Origin of the sequence: Streptosporangium sandarakinum (assembly GCF_013409935.1) — a bacterium.
Taxonomy (GTDB): Bacteria; Actinomycetota; Actinomycetes; order Streptosporangiales; family Streptosporangiaceae; genus Streptosporangium; species Streptosporangium nondiastaticum.
This window is the reverse complement of sequence record NZ_JACCCO010000001.1, coordinates 2,222,011-2,237,784: the sequence shown is the minus strand read 5'-3', so window position 1 is coordinate 2,237,784 and position 15,774 is coordinate 2,222,011. Positions and strand designations below refer to the sequence as shown.

General features: G+C 71.9%; 12 protein-coding genes and 1 pseudogene. 8 read left to right on the top strand and 5 right to left on the bottom strand.

All coding sequences use genetic code 11. The annotated features are described in order from the left end of the window. Positions 1–24: 24 nt before the first annotated feature. The 5 genes from mtrB (at position 25) to HDA43_RS09805 (ending at position 6,356) form a co-directional block, all read left to right on the top strand. Positions 25–1,758: an MtrAB system histidine kinase MtrB gene (gene mtrB / locus HDA43_RS09825; protein ID WP_179819420.1), complete on the top strand. Its 1,734-nt coding sequence runs from the start codon at positions 25–27 to the stop codon at positions 1,756–1,758. Next, positions 1,748–3,583: an LpqB family beta-propeller domain-containing protein gene (locus tag HDA43_RS09820; protein ID WP_179819419.1), complete on the top strand. Its 1,836-nt coding sequence runs from the start codon at positions 1,748–1,750 to the stop codon at positions 3,581–3,583. Before mtrB ends, HDA43_RS09820 begins: the two co-directional genes overlap by 11 nt. Positions 3,584–3,639: 56 nt before the next feature. Next, positions 3,640–4,344 (top strand): ComF family protein, encoded by a 705-nt coding sequence (locus HDA43_RS09815; protein ID WP_179819418.1) that lies wholly within the window; start codon positions 3,640–3,642, stop codon positions 4,342–4,344. A gap of 518 nt (positions 4,345–4,862) precedes the next feature. Then, a complete protein-coding gene (gene hpf, locus HDA43_RS09810) occupies positions 4,863–5,558 on the top strand; it encodes a ribosome hibernation-promoting factor, HPF/YfiA family (RefSeq protein ID WP_179819417.1) in 696 nt (231 codons plus the stop codon). Between the two features lie 93 nt (positions 5,559–5,651). Next, a complete protein-coding gene (locus HDA43_RS09805; protein WP_179819416.1) occupies positions 5,652–6,356 on the top strand; it encodes a response regulator in 705 nt (234 codons plus the stop codon). A 120-nt stretch (positions 6,357–6,476) separates the two neighbouring features. Here HDA43_RS09805 and HDA43_RS09800 read toward each other — a convergent pair whose 3' ends face one another. Further along, on the bottom strand, positions 6,477–7,661 hold the full coding sequence (locus tag HDA43_RS09800) for a winged helix-turn-helix domain-containing protein (RefSeq protein WP_179819415.1): 1,185 nt from the start codon (positions 7,659–7,661) through the stop codon (positions 6,477–6,479). Between the two features lie 76 nt (positions 7,662–7,737). Next, positions 7,738–7,992: an HGxxPAAW family protein gene (locus HDA43_RS09795; protein ID WP_179819414.1), complete on the bottom strand. Its 255-nt coding sequence runs from the start codon at positions 7,990–7,992 to the stop codon at positions 7,738–7,740. Positions 7,993–8,259: 267 nt separating this feature from the next. Between HDA43_RS09795 and secA the strand changes: the two genes are divergently transcribed. Further along, positions 8,260–11,061 carry a preprotein translocase subunit SecA gene (secA, locus tag HDA43_RS09790; protein WP_179819413.1) on the top strand — a complete coding sequence of 934 codons (2,802 nt, stop codon included), beginning with the start codon at positions 8,260–8,262 and terminating at the stop codon, positions 11,059–11,061. Positions 11,062–11,118: 57 nt separating this feature from the next. On the opposite strand, the gene HDA43_RS35860 is transcribed toward secA, so the two are convergent. From HDA43_RS35860 to HDA43_RS09775, 3 genes are all read right to left on the bottom strand, one after another. After that, complete coding sequence (locus HDA43_RS35860; protein ID WP_179819412.1) at positions 11,119–11,700, bottom strand: Rv3235 family protein; 582 nt, start codon at positions 11,698–11,700, stop codon at positions 11,119–11,121. Between the two features lie 290 nt (positions 11,701–11,990). After that, the gene (locus tag HDA43_RS09780; RefSeq protein WP_179823031.1) at positions 11,991–13,394 is read right to left on the bottom strand and encodes a PTS transporter subunit EIIC; all 1,404 of its coding nucleotides are present in this window, start codon (positions 13,392–13,394) and stop codon (positions 11,991–11,993) included. 96 nt (positions 13,395–13,490) lie between these two features. Then, positions 13,491–14,228 (bottom strand): GntR family transcriptional regulator, encoded by a 738-nt coding sequence (locus tag HDA43_RS09775; protein ID WP_179819411.1) that lies wholly within the window; start codon positions 14,226–14,228, stop codon positions 13,491–13,493. Between the two features lie 176 nt (positions 14,229–14,404). Here HDA43_RS09775 and HDA43_RS09770 point away from each other — a divergent pair, with 176 nt between their 5' ends. Together HDA43_RS09770 and HDA43_RS09765 are read left to right on the top strand one after the other, a co-directional pair. Continuing rightward, positions 14,405–15,439 (top strand): SIS domain-containing protein, encoded by a 1,035-nt coding sequence (locus HDA43_RS09770; RefSeq protein ID WP_376770467.1) that lies wholly within the window; start codon positions 14,405–14,407, stop codon positions 15,437–15,439. 45 nt (positions 15,440–15,484) lie between these two features. Beyond that, positions 15,485–15,727, top strand: a pseudogene (locus tag HDA43_RS09765) (PTS sugar transporter subunit IIB); the annotation flags it as partial. Between the last annotated feature and the right edge of the window lie 47 nt (positions 15,728–15,774).

Below are 15,774 nucleotides of genomic sequence, written 5' to 3'. Positions count from 1 at the left end.
TCGCGGTCTCCCCGGGATCCCGACATGCCCTCCAGTAAGCGCCTCCGAACCCCGCGCCGGGTGGCGCGGGGACTCCGCCGCCGGGCCCGATGGCTGGCCGGCTGGGTGCGCCGTGTCTTCTGGCGTTCCCTCCAGCTCCGCGTGGTCACCAGCACGATGGTGATCTCCATCGCGGTGGTCGCCGTACTGGGGGTCTTCCTCATGCAGCAGATCGTCGCGACCACGCTGGAGTCCCGGGAGCGCGCGGCCAGGAGCGAGGCGCAGGCCGACCGGAAGGCCGTGCTGGGCTACCTGAAGAACCAGCCCGGCGGCGAGACGTCCAAGCAGCAGGCCGACATGGTGGGGGCGCTCCAGGCGGGCGGGGACAGCCCGCTCGGCCAGGCGATCGTGGCGCTGGCGGGCCGGGCCGGCGCCGTACCCCGCTACTCGGTGGTCATCCGCAACGACAACCGGCCCGGCGAGTTCTACGTCACCACCAACATCGACCCGGTGAGCATCCCCGAGAGGCTCCGCGCCGACGTGCTGAAGAAGCAGCCCGAGGAGGTCACCACCTACTACGGCAGGCTGTACTACGAGGGCGGCGACTCGCGGCCCGGCATGATCCTCGGCACCCGCCTCGACACCTCCGGCACGCCCCTGGACAGCGGCTACGAGATCTACCACCTCGTCCCGCTGGACCAGGAGGAGAAGACCCTCACCTCGGTCCTGCGGATGCTCATCCTGGTCGGGGTCGCCCTGGTGCTCCTGCTGGCCGCCATCGCCTCCCTGGTCACCCGCCAGGTGGTCATCCCGGTACGGCTGGCCCGCCAGGCCGCCGAACGGCTGGCCGCCGGCCGCCTGGACGAGCGGCTCAAGGTCCGCGGCGAGGACGACCTGGCCCGGCTGGCCGCCTCCTTCAACGAGATGGCCGCCAACCTGGCGCTGAAGATCCACCAGCTGGAGGAGCTGTCGCAGGTGCAGCGGCAGTTCGTCTCCGACGTCTCACACGAGCTGCGCACCCCGCTGACCACCGTGCGGATGGCCGCCGACCTGCTCTACGACGCCCGGGAGGACTTCGACCCGATGGTCGCCCGGTCGGCCGAGCTGATGCAGAACCAGCTCAACCGGTTCGAGACGATGCTCGCCGACCTGCTGGAGATCAGCCGCTACGACGCGGGCGCGGCCGAGCTGGACATCGAGCCGGTCGACGTCAGAGACGTGGTGCTGAGCGCCGTCGCCGACTCCGAGGCACTGGCCGAGCGCCACTCCACCCGCTTCGACCTGCGGCTGCCCGGAGAGCCCTGCATGGCGGAGATGGACCGCCGGCGGGTCGAGCGCGTCCTGCGCAACCTGCTGTTCAACGCGATCGAGCACGGTGAGGGCCGCGACATCATCGTCACGGTCGGCGCCGACCGCGACGCGGTGGCGGTGGCCGTGCGCGACCACGGCGTGGGCCTGAAGCCGGGCGAGGAGAACATGGTCTTCGACCGCTTCTGGCGGGCCGACCCCTCGCGGGCGCGCACGATCGGCGGCACCGGCCTGGGGCTGGCGATCTCCCGCGAGGACGCGATGCTGCACGGCGGCTGGCTCCAGGCGTGGGGCGCGCCGGGCGAGGGATCGCAGTTCCGGCTGTCGCTGCCCAGGACGGCCGGGTCGCCGCTGCGCGGGTCGCCGCTGCCGCTGGTCCCGCCGGAGGTGGAGATGCGCCGGACGTGGCGGGCGCACATGACGCCGGTGCTGTCGCCGGCGACGGCCGACGGGGGACGCGATGCGGACTGAGACCGTGGTCCACGGAACGGAACGGCCCGCCCCCTCCGGGCGGACGGCCAGGGCCCGGCGGCTGACCCGCACCGGGCGGCGCGTGGGCGCGGTGAGCCTGGTCATGGCGCTGAGCTGTGTCTCCGCCGCCTGCTCGGTCATCCCGGTCGGGGGCCGGTCGGCCGTCGTGGACGACGTGCGCAAGGGCAACCCGCTGGGCGACCCGTACGCGCGGGTCATCGCCGTGCCTCCGGAGGCCGGCTGGACGCCCGAGCAGGTCGTCGCCGGGTTCCGCGCCGCGATGGCCAGCGTCGACGACCGCGACCGCGGCATCGCGCGCAGGTACCTCACCGACGACTTCGCCCGCAAGTGGGACCCGCAGAGCGGGGTGACGGTCTACAAGCAGGGCGAGGTCCAGCCCCCGCCCGAGCAGGGCGACGGCACCGCCCGGGTCGTCCTGAAGGGGACCCTCACCGCGATCATCGACCAGGACGGCCGCTACCGGCCGACCGGCGGCCCGCTGAACGAGCCGTTCAGCCTGGTCAAGGGGCCGAGCGGGTGGCGGATCAACGCGGCGCCCGACGGGCTGCTGCTGTCGGAGGCCGACGTCGAGCGCGCCTACCTCAAGGCGAACCTGTATTTCCTGGACTCGGCGTGGAAGGGGCTGGTGGTCGACCAGGTCCGCGTGCCGATCGACCCCACCGCCAACTTCGCCAAGACGATCGTCCAGCGGCTGCTGAAGGGGCCGAGCAGCCTGCTCAAGGGCGCGGTGAACACCGCCTTCAAGCCCGGCACGCAGCTCCTCGGCGTCGACACCCAGGACGACCGCGTGGTCATCAACCTGTCCAAGCCGGTCGACTCCGACCTGATCGGCCCGATGTCGGCCCAGATCGCCGGGACGCTCGCCGAGCTGACCAGGGGCGGCTGGGACTTCGAGGTGCGGGTGAAGGGCGAGCCGTACTACTCCGACAGCCTGCTGCCGATCGACGCCCAGGAGCACATCGACTTCGACACCTGGATGACCCCCGGCGACGTCCACCCCTACTTCCTCGCCGACGGCGCGCTGCGCACGCTGGGCCGGGACAACGTCGGCCAGCCGGTGCCGGGCCAGGCGGGGGAGAATGACGGCGCCCGCACCCGTCCGGCGATCAGCGACCAGTGGCAGGTGGCGGCGCTGTCGGCCGGCGAGCGGGAGATCGCGGTCACCCAGATGACCCCCGGCGGCCAGTGGCGGCCCTGGATCGCCGGCACCTCCCTGACCCCGCCCTCCTGGGACCGCTACCACACCCTGTGGACCGTCGACCGGCTCGACGACCACACCTCGAAGGTGCTGCGGCACGACGGCAGGAAGCAGTACGACGTCTCCGCCCCCGACCTGGAGACGGTCCGCGTCGAGGCGCTCCGGATCGCCCGCGACGGGGTGCACGTCGCGGCGGTGGTGCGGAGCGGCACCGAGGAGGAGGTGAAGATCGGCACGGTCACCGGCCAGGGGGCCGCCACCAAGATCACCAATCTGCACCCGGTGGTGAACGTCGAGCCGAACCAGACCGTCAAGGACATCGCCTGGAAGGACGGCACGACCCTCTACGTGCTCACCGGCAAGTCCGAGCTGCTGGAGGCGTCCGTCGTCGCCGAGCCCAAGCAGTTGCCGTCCAACCCGCAGATCCAGAGCATCACCGCGCTGAACGGATCCCTGCTGGCCGGGGCGAAGGACGACGACGGCAACTGGCAGCTGCTGTCCTGGAACCGCAACTCGGCCCAGTGGGAGGCCGTGGTCAAGAACGAGAACGGCTCCACCTCCTTCACCAAGGACGGTCCCTCCTATCCCGCCTACCCGCTGGGCTGAGCCGATGGCGCGTGCTCACGGGCGTTTCTGTCGGTGGCGCGTGAAACCGTGGGCACGTGTCGACCGTTCTGCTCGATCTGGTCCTGCCGCCGCGCTGCGCCGGGTGTGACGCCCCAGGCGCCCTCGTCTGCCCCCGCTGTACGGCGGAGCTGCACGGCGAGCCCGCGCGCCGGATGCCCTCCCCCTGCCCGCCCGGCCTGCCCGAGTGCTGGTCGGCCGCCGAGTACGCCGGCGGCCCGCGGCGGGCGATCCTCGCCTACAAGGAACACGGCCGTACGGCGCTCGCCCACCCGCTGGCCGGCGCCCTGGCGCTGACGGTGGCCGCGGCGGCGGGTGAGCGGCCCGTCATCCTCGTCCCGGTGCCCAGCGCCCGTCCCGCGCTGCGGCGGCGCGGGCACGACCCGGTGACCGGGCTCGCCGAGCTGGCAGCCGGATACCTCCGCGCGGCGGGATGGCCGGCGACCGTCGCCCGGGTCCTCACCCAGCGCCGCAGGGTCGCCGACCAGGCGGGCCTGAGCGCCCCCCGGCGCGCCGAGAACCTCGCCGGGGCCTTCCGGGTCGTCGCGGGCCACAACCGCGCCCGGCTCGGCTTCTGGGCCGGGAGAGGGGCCGTCGTGCTGGTGGACGACGTCCTCACCACCGGCGCGACGCTCGCCGAGGCGGCCCGGGCGTTGCGCGAGGCGGGCACGGAGGTCCCGCTGGCCGCCACGGTCGCCGCGACACGCCGAGAGGGCGGATTTCGAAACCATCACCGTAAGTAATGTAACGGCCGGAAAACGGTCCCGTCCGGTGGTGGTGCCCGCCTGTCCGGATCGGCTCCGCGCGGCCCCCCGGGGGCGCTGAGAAGCGGGCACGTGCCGGAGCCGCTCAGTGAAACGGCCGCCCCCGACCCGCGCGGGCGCGTTTAAGATCACGCAAAGTGACCGGCAAAGGCGGGGCCAAGCTGACATTCGGCCGCGATGCGGATAGCGTCTGAACATGGCACCCGCCCGGGTCCGTGGTTGCGCCGGACCGGCTCCCGCGAGGAGACCGGCCCGGCTAGCCGATGCCAGCCGCAGGCTAAACGGTCCACGTAAGACGACTTTTCGTCGATCGATCACGGTGCGGCTTAGAGGTAAGTCCTGCCTTCCCGAGGAGCCAGATGTTCCTCGCCAGAAGAGAAGGGCAGTAGTGGCAAAGAGCTGCGAGACCCTCAGCAGGCGGATGTGGGGACGAAGACCAGGTCGGCCGGGTGGGTGCCGCCGCTCAACACCGTCGAGGTTTCGAAGGGGGGCTGTGCATGGACATCATCGTCAAGGGCCGGCACACGGGAGTGAGTGACCGGTTCCGAGACCACGTGACCGCCAAGCTGGCCAAGATCGAGCGTCTGGACAACAAACTCATCCGCATCGATGTGGAGGTCTCCAAGGAGACGAACCCGCGCATCAACGGCCCGCGGGAGCGGGTCGAGCTCACCATCCACTCCCGGGGACCCGCCATCCGCGCCGAGGCCTCGGCCGACGACCGTTTCTCCGCCCTCGACATCGCGCTCGGGAAGCTCGAAGGCAGGCTCCGGCGCCTCGCCGACCGGCGCAAGGTCCACTACGGCAACCATTGCCCCCCTTCGGTGGCCGAGTTGACCGCCGCCGCGCTCGCCGAGTCCTTCGAGATCGACCCCGCCGGGGTCCGTGTCGAGCCCGCGACCGTCGGCGGTTCCGGCGACGAGTACCGCTTCGAGCCCGAGCCCGCGGCGGAGGCCGGCGACCTCTCCGAGGACAGCGCGATCGTCCCGATCCAGATGGACGGCGACGGACCGCTCGTCGTCCGGGAGAAGACCCACAAGGCCGATCCGATGACCATCGACCAGGCGCTGCTGGAGATGGAGCTGGTCGGCCACGACTTCTATCTCTTCCGGGACAAGGAGAGCGGCCTGCCGAGCGTCGTCTACCGGCGGCGAGGTTACAACTACGGAGTGTTGCGGCTCGTCGAACCCTGACGAACCCGTACGAAGATCCTCTCCGACCACCCCGAGGACCTGAAACCGTGTAATCATGGCGGTCCAACGGCTCTGGCCCCCCGAGGAGGAGGCGTGACGGAATCCGATGAGACGACCCGCGCTGCCAGGAGCGGTGACCCGATCCGCGTGCTGATCGTCGACGATCACGCGTTGATCCGCCGCAGCCTGGAGATGGCGCTGGCCGCGGAGACGGACATCGAGGTGGTCGGCGAGGCGAGTGACGGACAGGAGGCGGTCGAGCTGGCAGACCGCCTCACCCCGGACGTCGTGCTCATGGACGTCCGGATGCCCCGCAGGAGCGGCATCGAGGCCACGCGCGAGATCAAGGCCTCGGTGCCGAGCACGCGGATCATCATGTTGACGGTGAGCGACGAGGAGGAGGACCTCTTCGAGGCGATCAAGGCGGGGGCCACCGGCTACCTGCTGAAGAACGTGCAGCTCGACGAGGTGCCCGAGGCCGTCCGCGGCGTTCACGAAGGGCAGTCGCTGATCAACCCGGCGATGGCCGCCAAGCTCATCACCGAGTTCGCGAACATGAGCCGCAAGGAGGCCGAGCGGCCTCCCCAGCTCCCGGTCCCGCGCCTGACGGACCGCGAGATGGAGGTGCTGCGCCTGGTCGCGAAGGGGATGAACAACCGCGAGATCGCCAAGCAGCTGTTCATCGCCGAGAACACCGTGAAGAACCACGTCCGCAACATCCTGGACAAGCTCCAGCTCCACTCCCGGATGGAAGCGGTGGTCTACGCGGTCCGCGAGCGGATGCTCGAGATCACCTGATCGGCGGGCACGGCGCCCGCGGCCGGTCGTGACCGGCCGCGGGCGCCGTGCGGTGAGGCCGTCCGCCGCGGGACCCCGTCCTCGGGGGCCCGGTCACGGAGACCCGGCGGGCGCCCCGGGTCAGAGCGCCTCGGCGAGCGCCGCGGACAGCGCGACGGTCACGGCCGGATCGGCCCGCTCGACGCGTACGGCGTCGCAGCCCACCCAGGCCGCCGCCTCCGCGAGGGCCTCCGCCATCGCCTCGACGGCTCCGCGGCCCGCGCGGGGTTCGAGGCCGACCTGCCGGGCGACCAGCGTGGTGCCCTCCCGCGCCGGGTCCACCCGGCCGATCAGGCGGCCGCCGGACAGGACCGGCATCGTGAAGTAGCCGTGGACCCGCTTGTCCTTCGGGACGTACGCCTCCAGCCGGTGGTCGAAGCCGAAGACGCGCGAGGTGCGGGGGCGGTCCCAGACGAGGGAGTCGAACGGCGACAGCAGGGTGGTGCGGTGCCGTCCCCGGGGCTCGCCCTCCAGCGCCGCCGGGTCGGCCCAGGCGTCCGCCGCGCGCTCGGGCCAGCCGGAGACCCGCACCGGGACCAGCCCGGTGGCGCCGGAGGCGAGGGCCCCGTCCAGGAGCGCGGCCTCGGGCGCCTTGAGGCGGAGGAAGTCGACCAGGTCGGCCCGGGTGGCGACGCCCAGGGCGCGCCCGGCGGTCCGGGTGAGGCGGGTGACGCACTCGGTGTCGGAGAGCTCCTCGGCCAGCAGGTGCGCCGGGACGGCCCGCTCGGTCAGGTCGTACACCCGCCGCCAGCCGACGCGGCGGGTGCAGACGACCTGCCCGGTGTCGAGCAGCCACTCGATGGCGATCTTCGCGTCCGACCAGTCCCACCAGGGGCCGCCGTTCTTGGCGCCGCCGAGGTCGGCGGTGGTGACCGGGCCGCTCTCGCGCACCTGGTGCAGCACCTTCTCGACGGTCGGCGGCACCTCGTGCCAGCGGTACTTCCTGACCGCGTAGTACCGGCGGCGGAAGGCGTAAAGGGGCCAGTCGTCGATCGGCAGCACGCACGCGGCGTGGCACCAGTACTCGAACGCGCGGGCCGGGTCGTCCCAGTAGGCGCGCTCGACCTTCGCCCGGCCGACGGCGCCGAGGCGGGCGTAGGCGACGAGCTCGTGCGAGCGGGCCAGAACGGAGATCGTGTCGAGCTGGACGGCGCCCAGCCGGCGCAGCACGGCGGGGACACCGCCGCGGCGGGCGTCGGCGCCCAGGAAACCCTGGGCGCGCAGGATGATCCGGCGGGCCTCGTCGGCGGAGAGTGCGACCGTCATGAGCGGCCCCGGGGCAGGCATCGCGTCAGCATGACGCCGAGACTAGCGTCTCACACCGACGAAACCGGTATGCCGGTTAGCGGCCCCGGACGCCCGGGAACTCGCGGGGGAGCTCGACCGAGACGTCCCGGAACACCCCGAACGCCACGACGAGGACGCCGCCGAGGACGCAGACGGCCGTGCCCGCCCAGAACAGGAACCAGTCGGGGCCGCGGCACAGACCGATCCCGCCGACGGCGAAACCAAGGATGAGCACGGTCACGGCGAGCCAGGACGACGCCCTGCCGGCGTGGCCCGCGCCGTGGTCCGAATGAGGTGCGCCGTCCGGCATGGCGGCGTCTCCTTCCGGGGATGACCCGAGGGGGACGACGCGCCCGTGCGGCGACGGCCGTCATCGTGCGCGTGGGCCGATCGGCATACCCTTTAGTCTGGGAAGTAGTCCTGATGCAAGGACACGAGGGACTCCGCGGTCGTGGAAGGCGTCGCCGAGGATGGCTGTGCCGGGTGGCGGAACCGCCTACGATGGCTGCGGAGAACCATGTCTCGTCCTCATCCGGGCCCGTCCGGTCCGGAAGACCTGCGAGGAGCCTTACCTAAAGTGCCAGCCTTTCTCGACAAGATTCTTCGCGCAGGCGAAGGCAAGCTTCTGCGTAAGCTCAAGCGGATCGCCGACCAGGTCAACTCCATCGAGGACGACTTCACGAGCCTGACCGACGCCGAGCTGCGCGCGCTCACCGACGAGTACAAGCAGCGCCACGCCGACGGCGAGTCCCTCGACGATCTGCTTCCCGAAGCCTTCGCCACCGTCCGCGAGGCCTCCCGGCGTGTGCTGGGCAAGCGCCACTTCGACGTGCAGATCATGGGCGGGGCCAACCTGCACATGGGCAACATCTCCGAGATGCGCACCGGTGAGGGCAAGACCCTGACCTGTACGCTGCCCGCCTACCTCAACGCCATCTCCGGCAAGGGCGTGCACGTCATCACGGTCAACGACTACCTCGCCAAGCGCGACGCCGACGAGATGGGCCGGATCCACCGCTTCCTCGGCCTGGAGGTCGGCGTGATCCTGGCGAACATGCCGCCGGAGGAGCGCCGCAAGCAGTACAACGCGGACATCACCTACGGCACGAACAACGAGTTCGGCTTCGACTACCTGCGCGACAACATGGCCTGGTCGCTGGAGGAGTGCGTCCAGCGCGGCCACAACTTCGGCATCGTCGACGAGGTGGACTCGATCCTCATCGACGAGGCCCGGACGCCGCTGATCATCTCCGGCCCCGGCGAGCAGTCCGGCAAGTGGTACGCCGAGTTCGCCAAGATCGCCCCCCGGCTCCGCCGCGGCACCGAGGGCAAGGACGGCGAGGAGAGCACCGGCGACTACGCCGTCGACGAGAAGAAGCGCACCGTCGGCATCTTCGAGTCCGGCGTGGAGAAGGTCGAGGACTGGCTCGGCATCGACAACCTCTACAAGCCCGAGCACACCCACCTGGTCGGCTTCCTCAACAACGCGCTGAAGGCCAAGGAGCTCTACAAGAAGGACAAGGACTACATCGTCGTCGACGGCGAGGTCCTGATCGTCGATGAGTTCACCGGTCGCGTCCTGCACGGCCGCCGCTACAACGAGGGCATGCACCAGGCCATCGAGGCGAAGGAAGGCGTCAAGATCAAGGACGAGAACCAGACTCTCGCCACGATCACGCTGCAGAACTACTTCCGCCTCTACACCACGCTGTCCGGCATGACCGGCACCGCGGCGACCGAGGCCAACGAGTTCCACCAGACCTACAAGCTCGGCGTCGTCCCGATCCCGACCAACCGGCCGATGATCCGCAAGGACCAGGCCGACGTGGTCTACAAGACCGAGGACGCCAAGTTCCTCGCCTGCGTCGAGGACATCAAGGAGCGCTACGACCGGGGCCAGCCGGTCCTGGTCGGCACCACCAGCGTGGAGAAGTCCGAGCGGCTGTCGAAGGAGCTCAAGCGCCGGGGCGTCCAGCACGAGGTCCTCAACGCCAAGAACCACGCGCGTGAGGCGGCGATCGTCGCCGAGGCCGGCCGCAAGCACGCCGTCACCGTCGCCACCAACATGGCCGGTCGAGGCACCGACATCATGCTCGGCGGCAACCCCGACTTCCGCGCCGACCAGGAGCTGCGCAGCCGCGGCCTCGACCCGGTCGAGACCCCGGAGGAGTACGAGAAGGCCTGGCCCGAGGCGCTGGAGAAGGCCAAGTCCGCCGTGGCGGCCGAGCACGAGGAGGTCACCGAGCTCGGCGGCCTCTACGTCCTGGGCACCGAGCGCCACGAGTCGCGGCGTATCGACAACCAGCTCCGCGGCCGGTCCGGCCGCCAGGGAGACCCGGGCGAGTCGCGGTTCTACCTCTCCCTCGAGGACGACCTCATGCGCCTGTTCAACTCGGCCCGGGTCGAGATGATCATGACGCGGCTCAACATCCCGGACGACGTGCCGATCGAGTCCGGCATGGTGTCGAAGGCCATCGCCTCCGCCCAGCACCAGGTCGAGCAGCAGAACTTCGAGATCCGCAAGAACGTCCTGAAGTACGACGAGGTCATGAACCGGCAGCGCAAGGTGATCTACGCCGAGCGTCGCCGGGTGCTGGAGGGCGCCGACCTGCACGAGCAGATCCGCGGCTTCGTCGGCGACGTCGTCGACGGCTACGTCACGGGCGCCACCGCCGAGGGCTTCGCCGAGGAGTGGGACCTCGACAAGCTGTGGAAGGCGCTGGGCCAGCTCTACCCGATCACCCTCACCGCCGACGACGTCGCCGAGGAGGCCGGCAGCCGCGAGGAGATCACCGCCGAGCTGCTGTCCGAGAAGATCAAGGCCGACGCGCTGGCCGCCTACGACCGCCGCGAGGAGGAGCTGGGCTCCGAGGCGATGCGGGAGCTGGAGCGCCGGGTCATCCTGTCGGTCCTCGACCGCAAGTGGCGCGAGCACCTCTACGAGATGGACTACCTCCAGGAGGGCATCGGCCTGCGCGCGATGGCGCAGCGCGACCCGCTGATCGAGTACCAGCGCGAGGGCTTCGAGATGTTCTCCGCGATGCTGGAGGGCATCAAGGAGGAGTCGGTCGGGTACCTGTTCAACCTCGAGGTCGAGGTGCAGACCAACCCGATCGTCGAGGAGCACGACCACGAGCACGAGGACGCGGCGCTCGCCGAGACCCGCTCGATCATCGCCCGCGGGCTGCGCGGCCCGGAGCGCCCCTCCGAGCTCGAATACTCCGCGCCGGGTGAGAGCGGCGAGATCGAGCACACCCGCGTGAGCACGAAGGCCGAGCGCGACGCCTACGGCGACGTGGAGCGCAACGCCCCCTGCCCCTGTGGCTCGGGCAAGAAGTACAAGCGCTGCCACGGCGACCCGCGGAACGTCCAGGCCTGACAGGTCACCACCCGGAGAGGGGCCCGCACGGCCGACGTGCGGGCCCCTCTCCGGCTTTCAGGGGGTGGTCTCCACGTCGGTGCACAGCCACCGCGCCCCCCGCCGTTCCAGGCGCAGCGCCAGGACGCGCGGCCGGTCGCCGCAGTGCACCAGGACGCACATCTCCACCACCCCGTCCCCGGGCCGGGACACGTGCGGGACGCCGACCAGCGGCGGCCGGGCGCCGCCGATGACCTTGCCGGTCCGGACCAGCTCGGCGTGGGCCCGGACGGTCATGTGGGCGGACAGGCTCGCCGGCGGCCGGCGTCCGGACAGGGCCTCGGCGACGGCCTGGCCCAGGGCACGCAGCCGGCGCTCGTCGGGGACCGCGCCCGCCGGCCCCCACACCGGCGTCCGGCGGTCGCGGGCCCCGGCCGGCTCGGGCTCGCGGACACCGTCCGGCTCGGGCCCTCGGGCGCTGCCCGCCTCGGGCTCGCGCGCGCTGGCCGGTTCGGGCTCGCCGGCCGGCGCGAGGGCGCCCTGGACGTAGGGCGGAGTTCCCTGGGTGTACGGCGGGGCTGCCGGGCCGGACGGCGGCGGGCGCTCGTCGTCGTAGGGCGGCTCCGCCGGGGGATGCGGTGCGAGCCGGGGGAGCGGCACGGGACGCGGCGGACGGGAAAGGCGCGGCGGGCGCGGATGGCGGAGGGACCGTGGCGGGCGCGGCGGGTGCGGAGGGCACGACATGGGGGGCTCCGATCGTCGTCGGCTGACCTGACGCGTTCAGGAGTTTCCGGCCGCCCGTCCAGATACCGCCGCCGCCAACTTCCCGTCCGGCCGTGCCGGTTCGCCCCGGTAGGTGAGGAAGGCCGGGCCGACCTGGCGCGGTCTCCGGCCGGGCGGGACGGGTTCCGGCGCGGATCGCGGCGTCCGGAGGACGTCCGGAACGCCCCTCAGGAGGCGGACCCCGCCGGGGGAGCCTTCTCGCCGGGGTCGCGGGCCGGGCCGGCCTCCGGCCGGGCGGACGTCTCCCTGGGCGGCCGTTCCGCGGCGGCGCCCGCCTCCGGTCCGGCGGACGGCTCCCCGGGCGCTCCGGGCGGCCGTTCTCCGGAGGGGGCCGTGGGCGGCGCGGCGGGCGCGAGGGCGTCGCCCTCGTCCGGTTCCCGGCCCGGGGTGGCGAGGTTCATCCTCCTGATCAGCACGGTGAACAGCAGGTAGTAGACGGCGAAGTAGACCAGGCCGAAGCCGATGATCAGGGCGAGCCGGTGGGTGTTGGACTTGCCCGCGTTCAGCAGCATGTCGATGGCGCCCGCGGAGAAGGTGAACCCCAGGCGGGCGTCCAGCTCGGCCATCAGGGCCATCGACAGGCCGGTGAGCAGCGCGTGCACCACGAACAGCACGGGCGCGACGAAGATGAAGGCGAACTCCAGCGGCTCGGTGATGCCGGTGACGAAGGCGGTGAGGCCGGCCGACAGCATGATCCCGCCGACGGTCGCGCGCCTGCCGGGCGGCGCCGCCCGCCACATCGCGATGGCCGCGCCGAGCAGGCCGAACATCATCATCGGGAAGAACCCGGTCATGAAGATGCCGGCGCCGTCCTGGCCGGCGAAGTAGCAGTTCAGGTCGCCGGCGGCGCTCCTGGTCGCGCCGTCGACGCCCGCCTGGCACTCCGGGAGGGTGAACCAGACGATCGTGTTCAGGAAGTGGTGCAGGCCGACGGGGATGAGCAGCCGGTTCGCCACGCCGTACACGCCGGCGCCCACCGGGCCGTGCAGCGCGAGCCAGTCGCCCGCGTTCGCCAGCCAGTCGCCGACCGGCCGCCACAGCAGGCCGAAGACCACGCCGAGGAGCAGCGCGGCGACGGCGGTGACGATCGGGACGAACCGTCTGCCACCGAAGAAGGCGAGCCAGGCGGGGAGCTTGGTGCGGTAGTAGCGCTGCCAGAGCAGGGCGGCGACGATGCCGATGACGATGCCGCCCAGGACGCCGGTGGGGTTCTCCGCGCCCAGGTCGAGCGCGGGCGCGGGCCGTCCGTCGGGCCCCACGACGCTCAGCGCGACCTTCCGGTAGACCGCCGAGTCCTGCGGGGCGGCGAAGAACAGCGTCCGGGACACCCGGTCGAAGACGAGGTAGCCGACGAGCGCGGCCAGGGCGGTCGAGCCGTCGGCCTTGCGGGCGAACCCGATCGCCACGCCGATCGCGAACAGCAGCGGCAGGTTGTCGAACAGCGCGCCGCCCGCCGCCGCGAACACCCCCGCCACCTGGTCGAGGATGGGATTGTCGGTACGGCCGAGCAGGTCGTCCTGGCCGATGCGGAACAGGATCCCGGCGGCGGGCAGCACCGCGATCGGCATCATCAGCGAGCGCCCGACCCGCTGGAGCACCGCGAAGACCGCAGGGAAAGAAGGTCGCTTCACTGGCGTGGTCCCTCCGTTCGGGACGGGCGGGGCGCGTCAGACGCGCCGCGGCGTCTCCAGGACGGTGCGGAGCTGGTAGCGGTCCGCGCGGTAGGTGGACACCCCCAGCTCGGCGCAGACGCCTCCGGCGAAGGAGCGCCGCTGTAGCAGCAGCACGGCCCCGCCGCGCGGCAGTTTCAGCAGGTCGGCGTCGCCGGGGTCGGCGATGCCGCCGTCGATGGTCAGCTCGCCCGCGTCGAGCACCAGCCCGTAGCGGGTCTCCAGCAGGGCGTACAGCGAGCGGCCCGTCAGGTCGTGGTCACCGAGGTCGGGTGCGATGGAGACCGGGATGTGGGCCCGCTCGATGCACATGGGCTCGGCGTCGGCGGTCCGCAGCCGCTCGATGAAGTGCACCTCCTCGCCGGGGCGGATACCGAGCTCCCTGGCGAGGTAGGCGCTGGCCCGGACCACGCGGCGGTCGAGGTCGCGGGAGCCGGGTTCCATGCCCCGGGAGCGCATCTCGTCGCTGAACGAGGTCAGCCGGAGCGCCATCTCGATCTTCGGGCGGGCCACGAAGGTGCCCTTGCCCGGGACGCGCTGCAGCCTGCCCTCGGAGACCAGGTGGTCGACCGCCTGCCGTACTGTCATGCGGGACAGGCCGAAGCGCTGGCAGAGCTCGCGCTCGGACGGGATCGCCGTGCCGATGACCAGCTCGTCCCTCTCGATCATGTCGAGCAGGATCTCCCGGAGCTGGAAGTACTTCGGCACCGGGCTGTCCGGATCGATCCGGGCCACGGCGTCCCCCTCTCTGACAGGTATCCAGCCACTCGATCTGGGATGTGGTGATGAGCTATGGTTCGTACTGGTCTAGTCCGGACTAGACCACGTGCCGGAAAAGGGTGTCAACGTACGGACCGGAGACGGATCGATAACGGCCCGATCTCGTCCGTCCGAGCCGAAGGATGAACGAGATGACGACCAAGATGCGCAGCGAGATCGCCGAGCAGCCCGCCGCGCTGCGCGCCACCCTGGACGCGCTCCTCCCCCGGGTCGGGGAGGTGGAACGGCTCGCCCGGCAGACCCGCCAGCTGCTGTTCATCGCCCGCGGCACCTCCGACAACGCCGCAGTCTACGGCCGTTACCTCGCCGAGGCGCACACAGGCCGCCTGTCCACCCTCGCCGCGCCGTCGATCGCCACCACATACCGCCGCAGGCTGGACCTCGACGGCGTCCTGGCCGTGGCGCTCTCCCAGTCGGGCCGGACCGAGGAGATCGTCGAGACCCTCGCCTGGGCCAAGGACTGCGGCGCGGTGACCGTGGCCGTCACCAACGGCGGCGAGGACAGCCCGCTCGCCCAGGCCGCCGACCTCGCCCTGTGCACGCTCGCGGGCGAGGAGAAGGCCGTCCCGGCCACCAAGACCTACACCACCCAGCTCGCCGCCCTGGCCGTCCTGGGCCTCGGCCTGGGCGCCGACGTCGACCCGGGCGACCTGCGGCGCGTGCCGGACGCCGTGGAGAAGCTCATCGCCGAGCCGGGAGACCTGGAGGCGATCGTCGAGGGCCTGGCCGACAAGCCGGGCGCGGTGATCTCCGGCCGGGGCCTGGCCTTCTCCACCGCCCTCGAACTGGCCCTCAAGCTCAAGGAGGCGTGCTACCTGCACGCCATGGGCCTGTCGTACGCCGACCTGCTGCACGGCCCGATCGCGGTGGTGGACGCCGACACCCCCGCCGTCCTCGTCGCCGCGGGCCAGGGCCCCACCCTGGCCGGTACGGTGGCCCTGGCCCGGCGGGTCACCGAGGCCGGCGCCCAGGCGTTCACCGTCGGCGGCGGCACCGAGCTCGCCGCCGCCTCCAGCGCCGCGCTGAACGGCCCGGACCTGCCCGAATGGGTCGCCCCGCTCGGGCTGATCGTCCCGGGGCAGCTGCTGACCGAGGCCCTGGCCCGCCGGCTCGGGATCGACCCCGACGCCCCGCGCGGCCTGAACAAGGTCACGCAGACCGACTGATCACCGAGTGTCGTTTAGCCTGGTCACAGAGCGCAGGCAAGGGAGGGCGACATGGCGGCTGACGCCGACGCGATCATCGCGGGCCTCGGGGGCGCGAGCAACATCATCGAGATCGAACCGTGCATCACCCGGCTCCGCACCGAGGTGCGCGACGTCTCCAAGGTCGACCAGGCGGCCCTGCGGGCGGCCGGCGCGCACGGGGTGATGGCCACAGGCAACGTCGTCCAGGTGGTCGTGGGGCCAGAGGCCGACACGATCGCCGGTGACATCGAGGACATCATCGGCTGACGCGCCGGTCCGTCCCCGCCCCGGCGCACGGGGGGAAGACCGAGGGG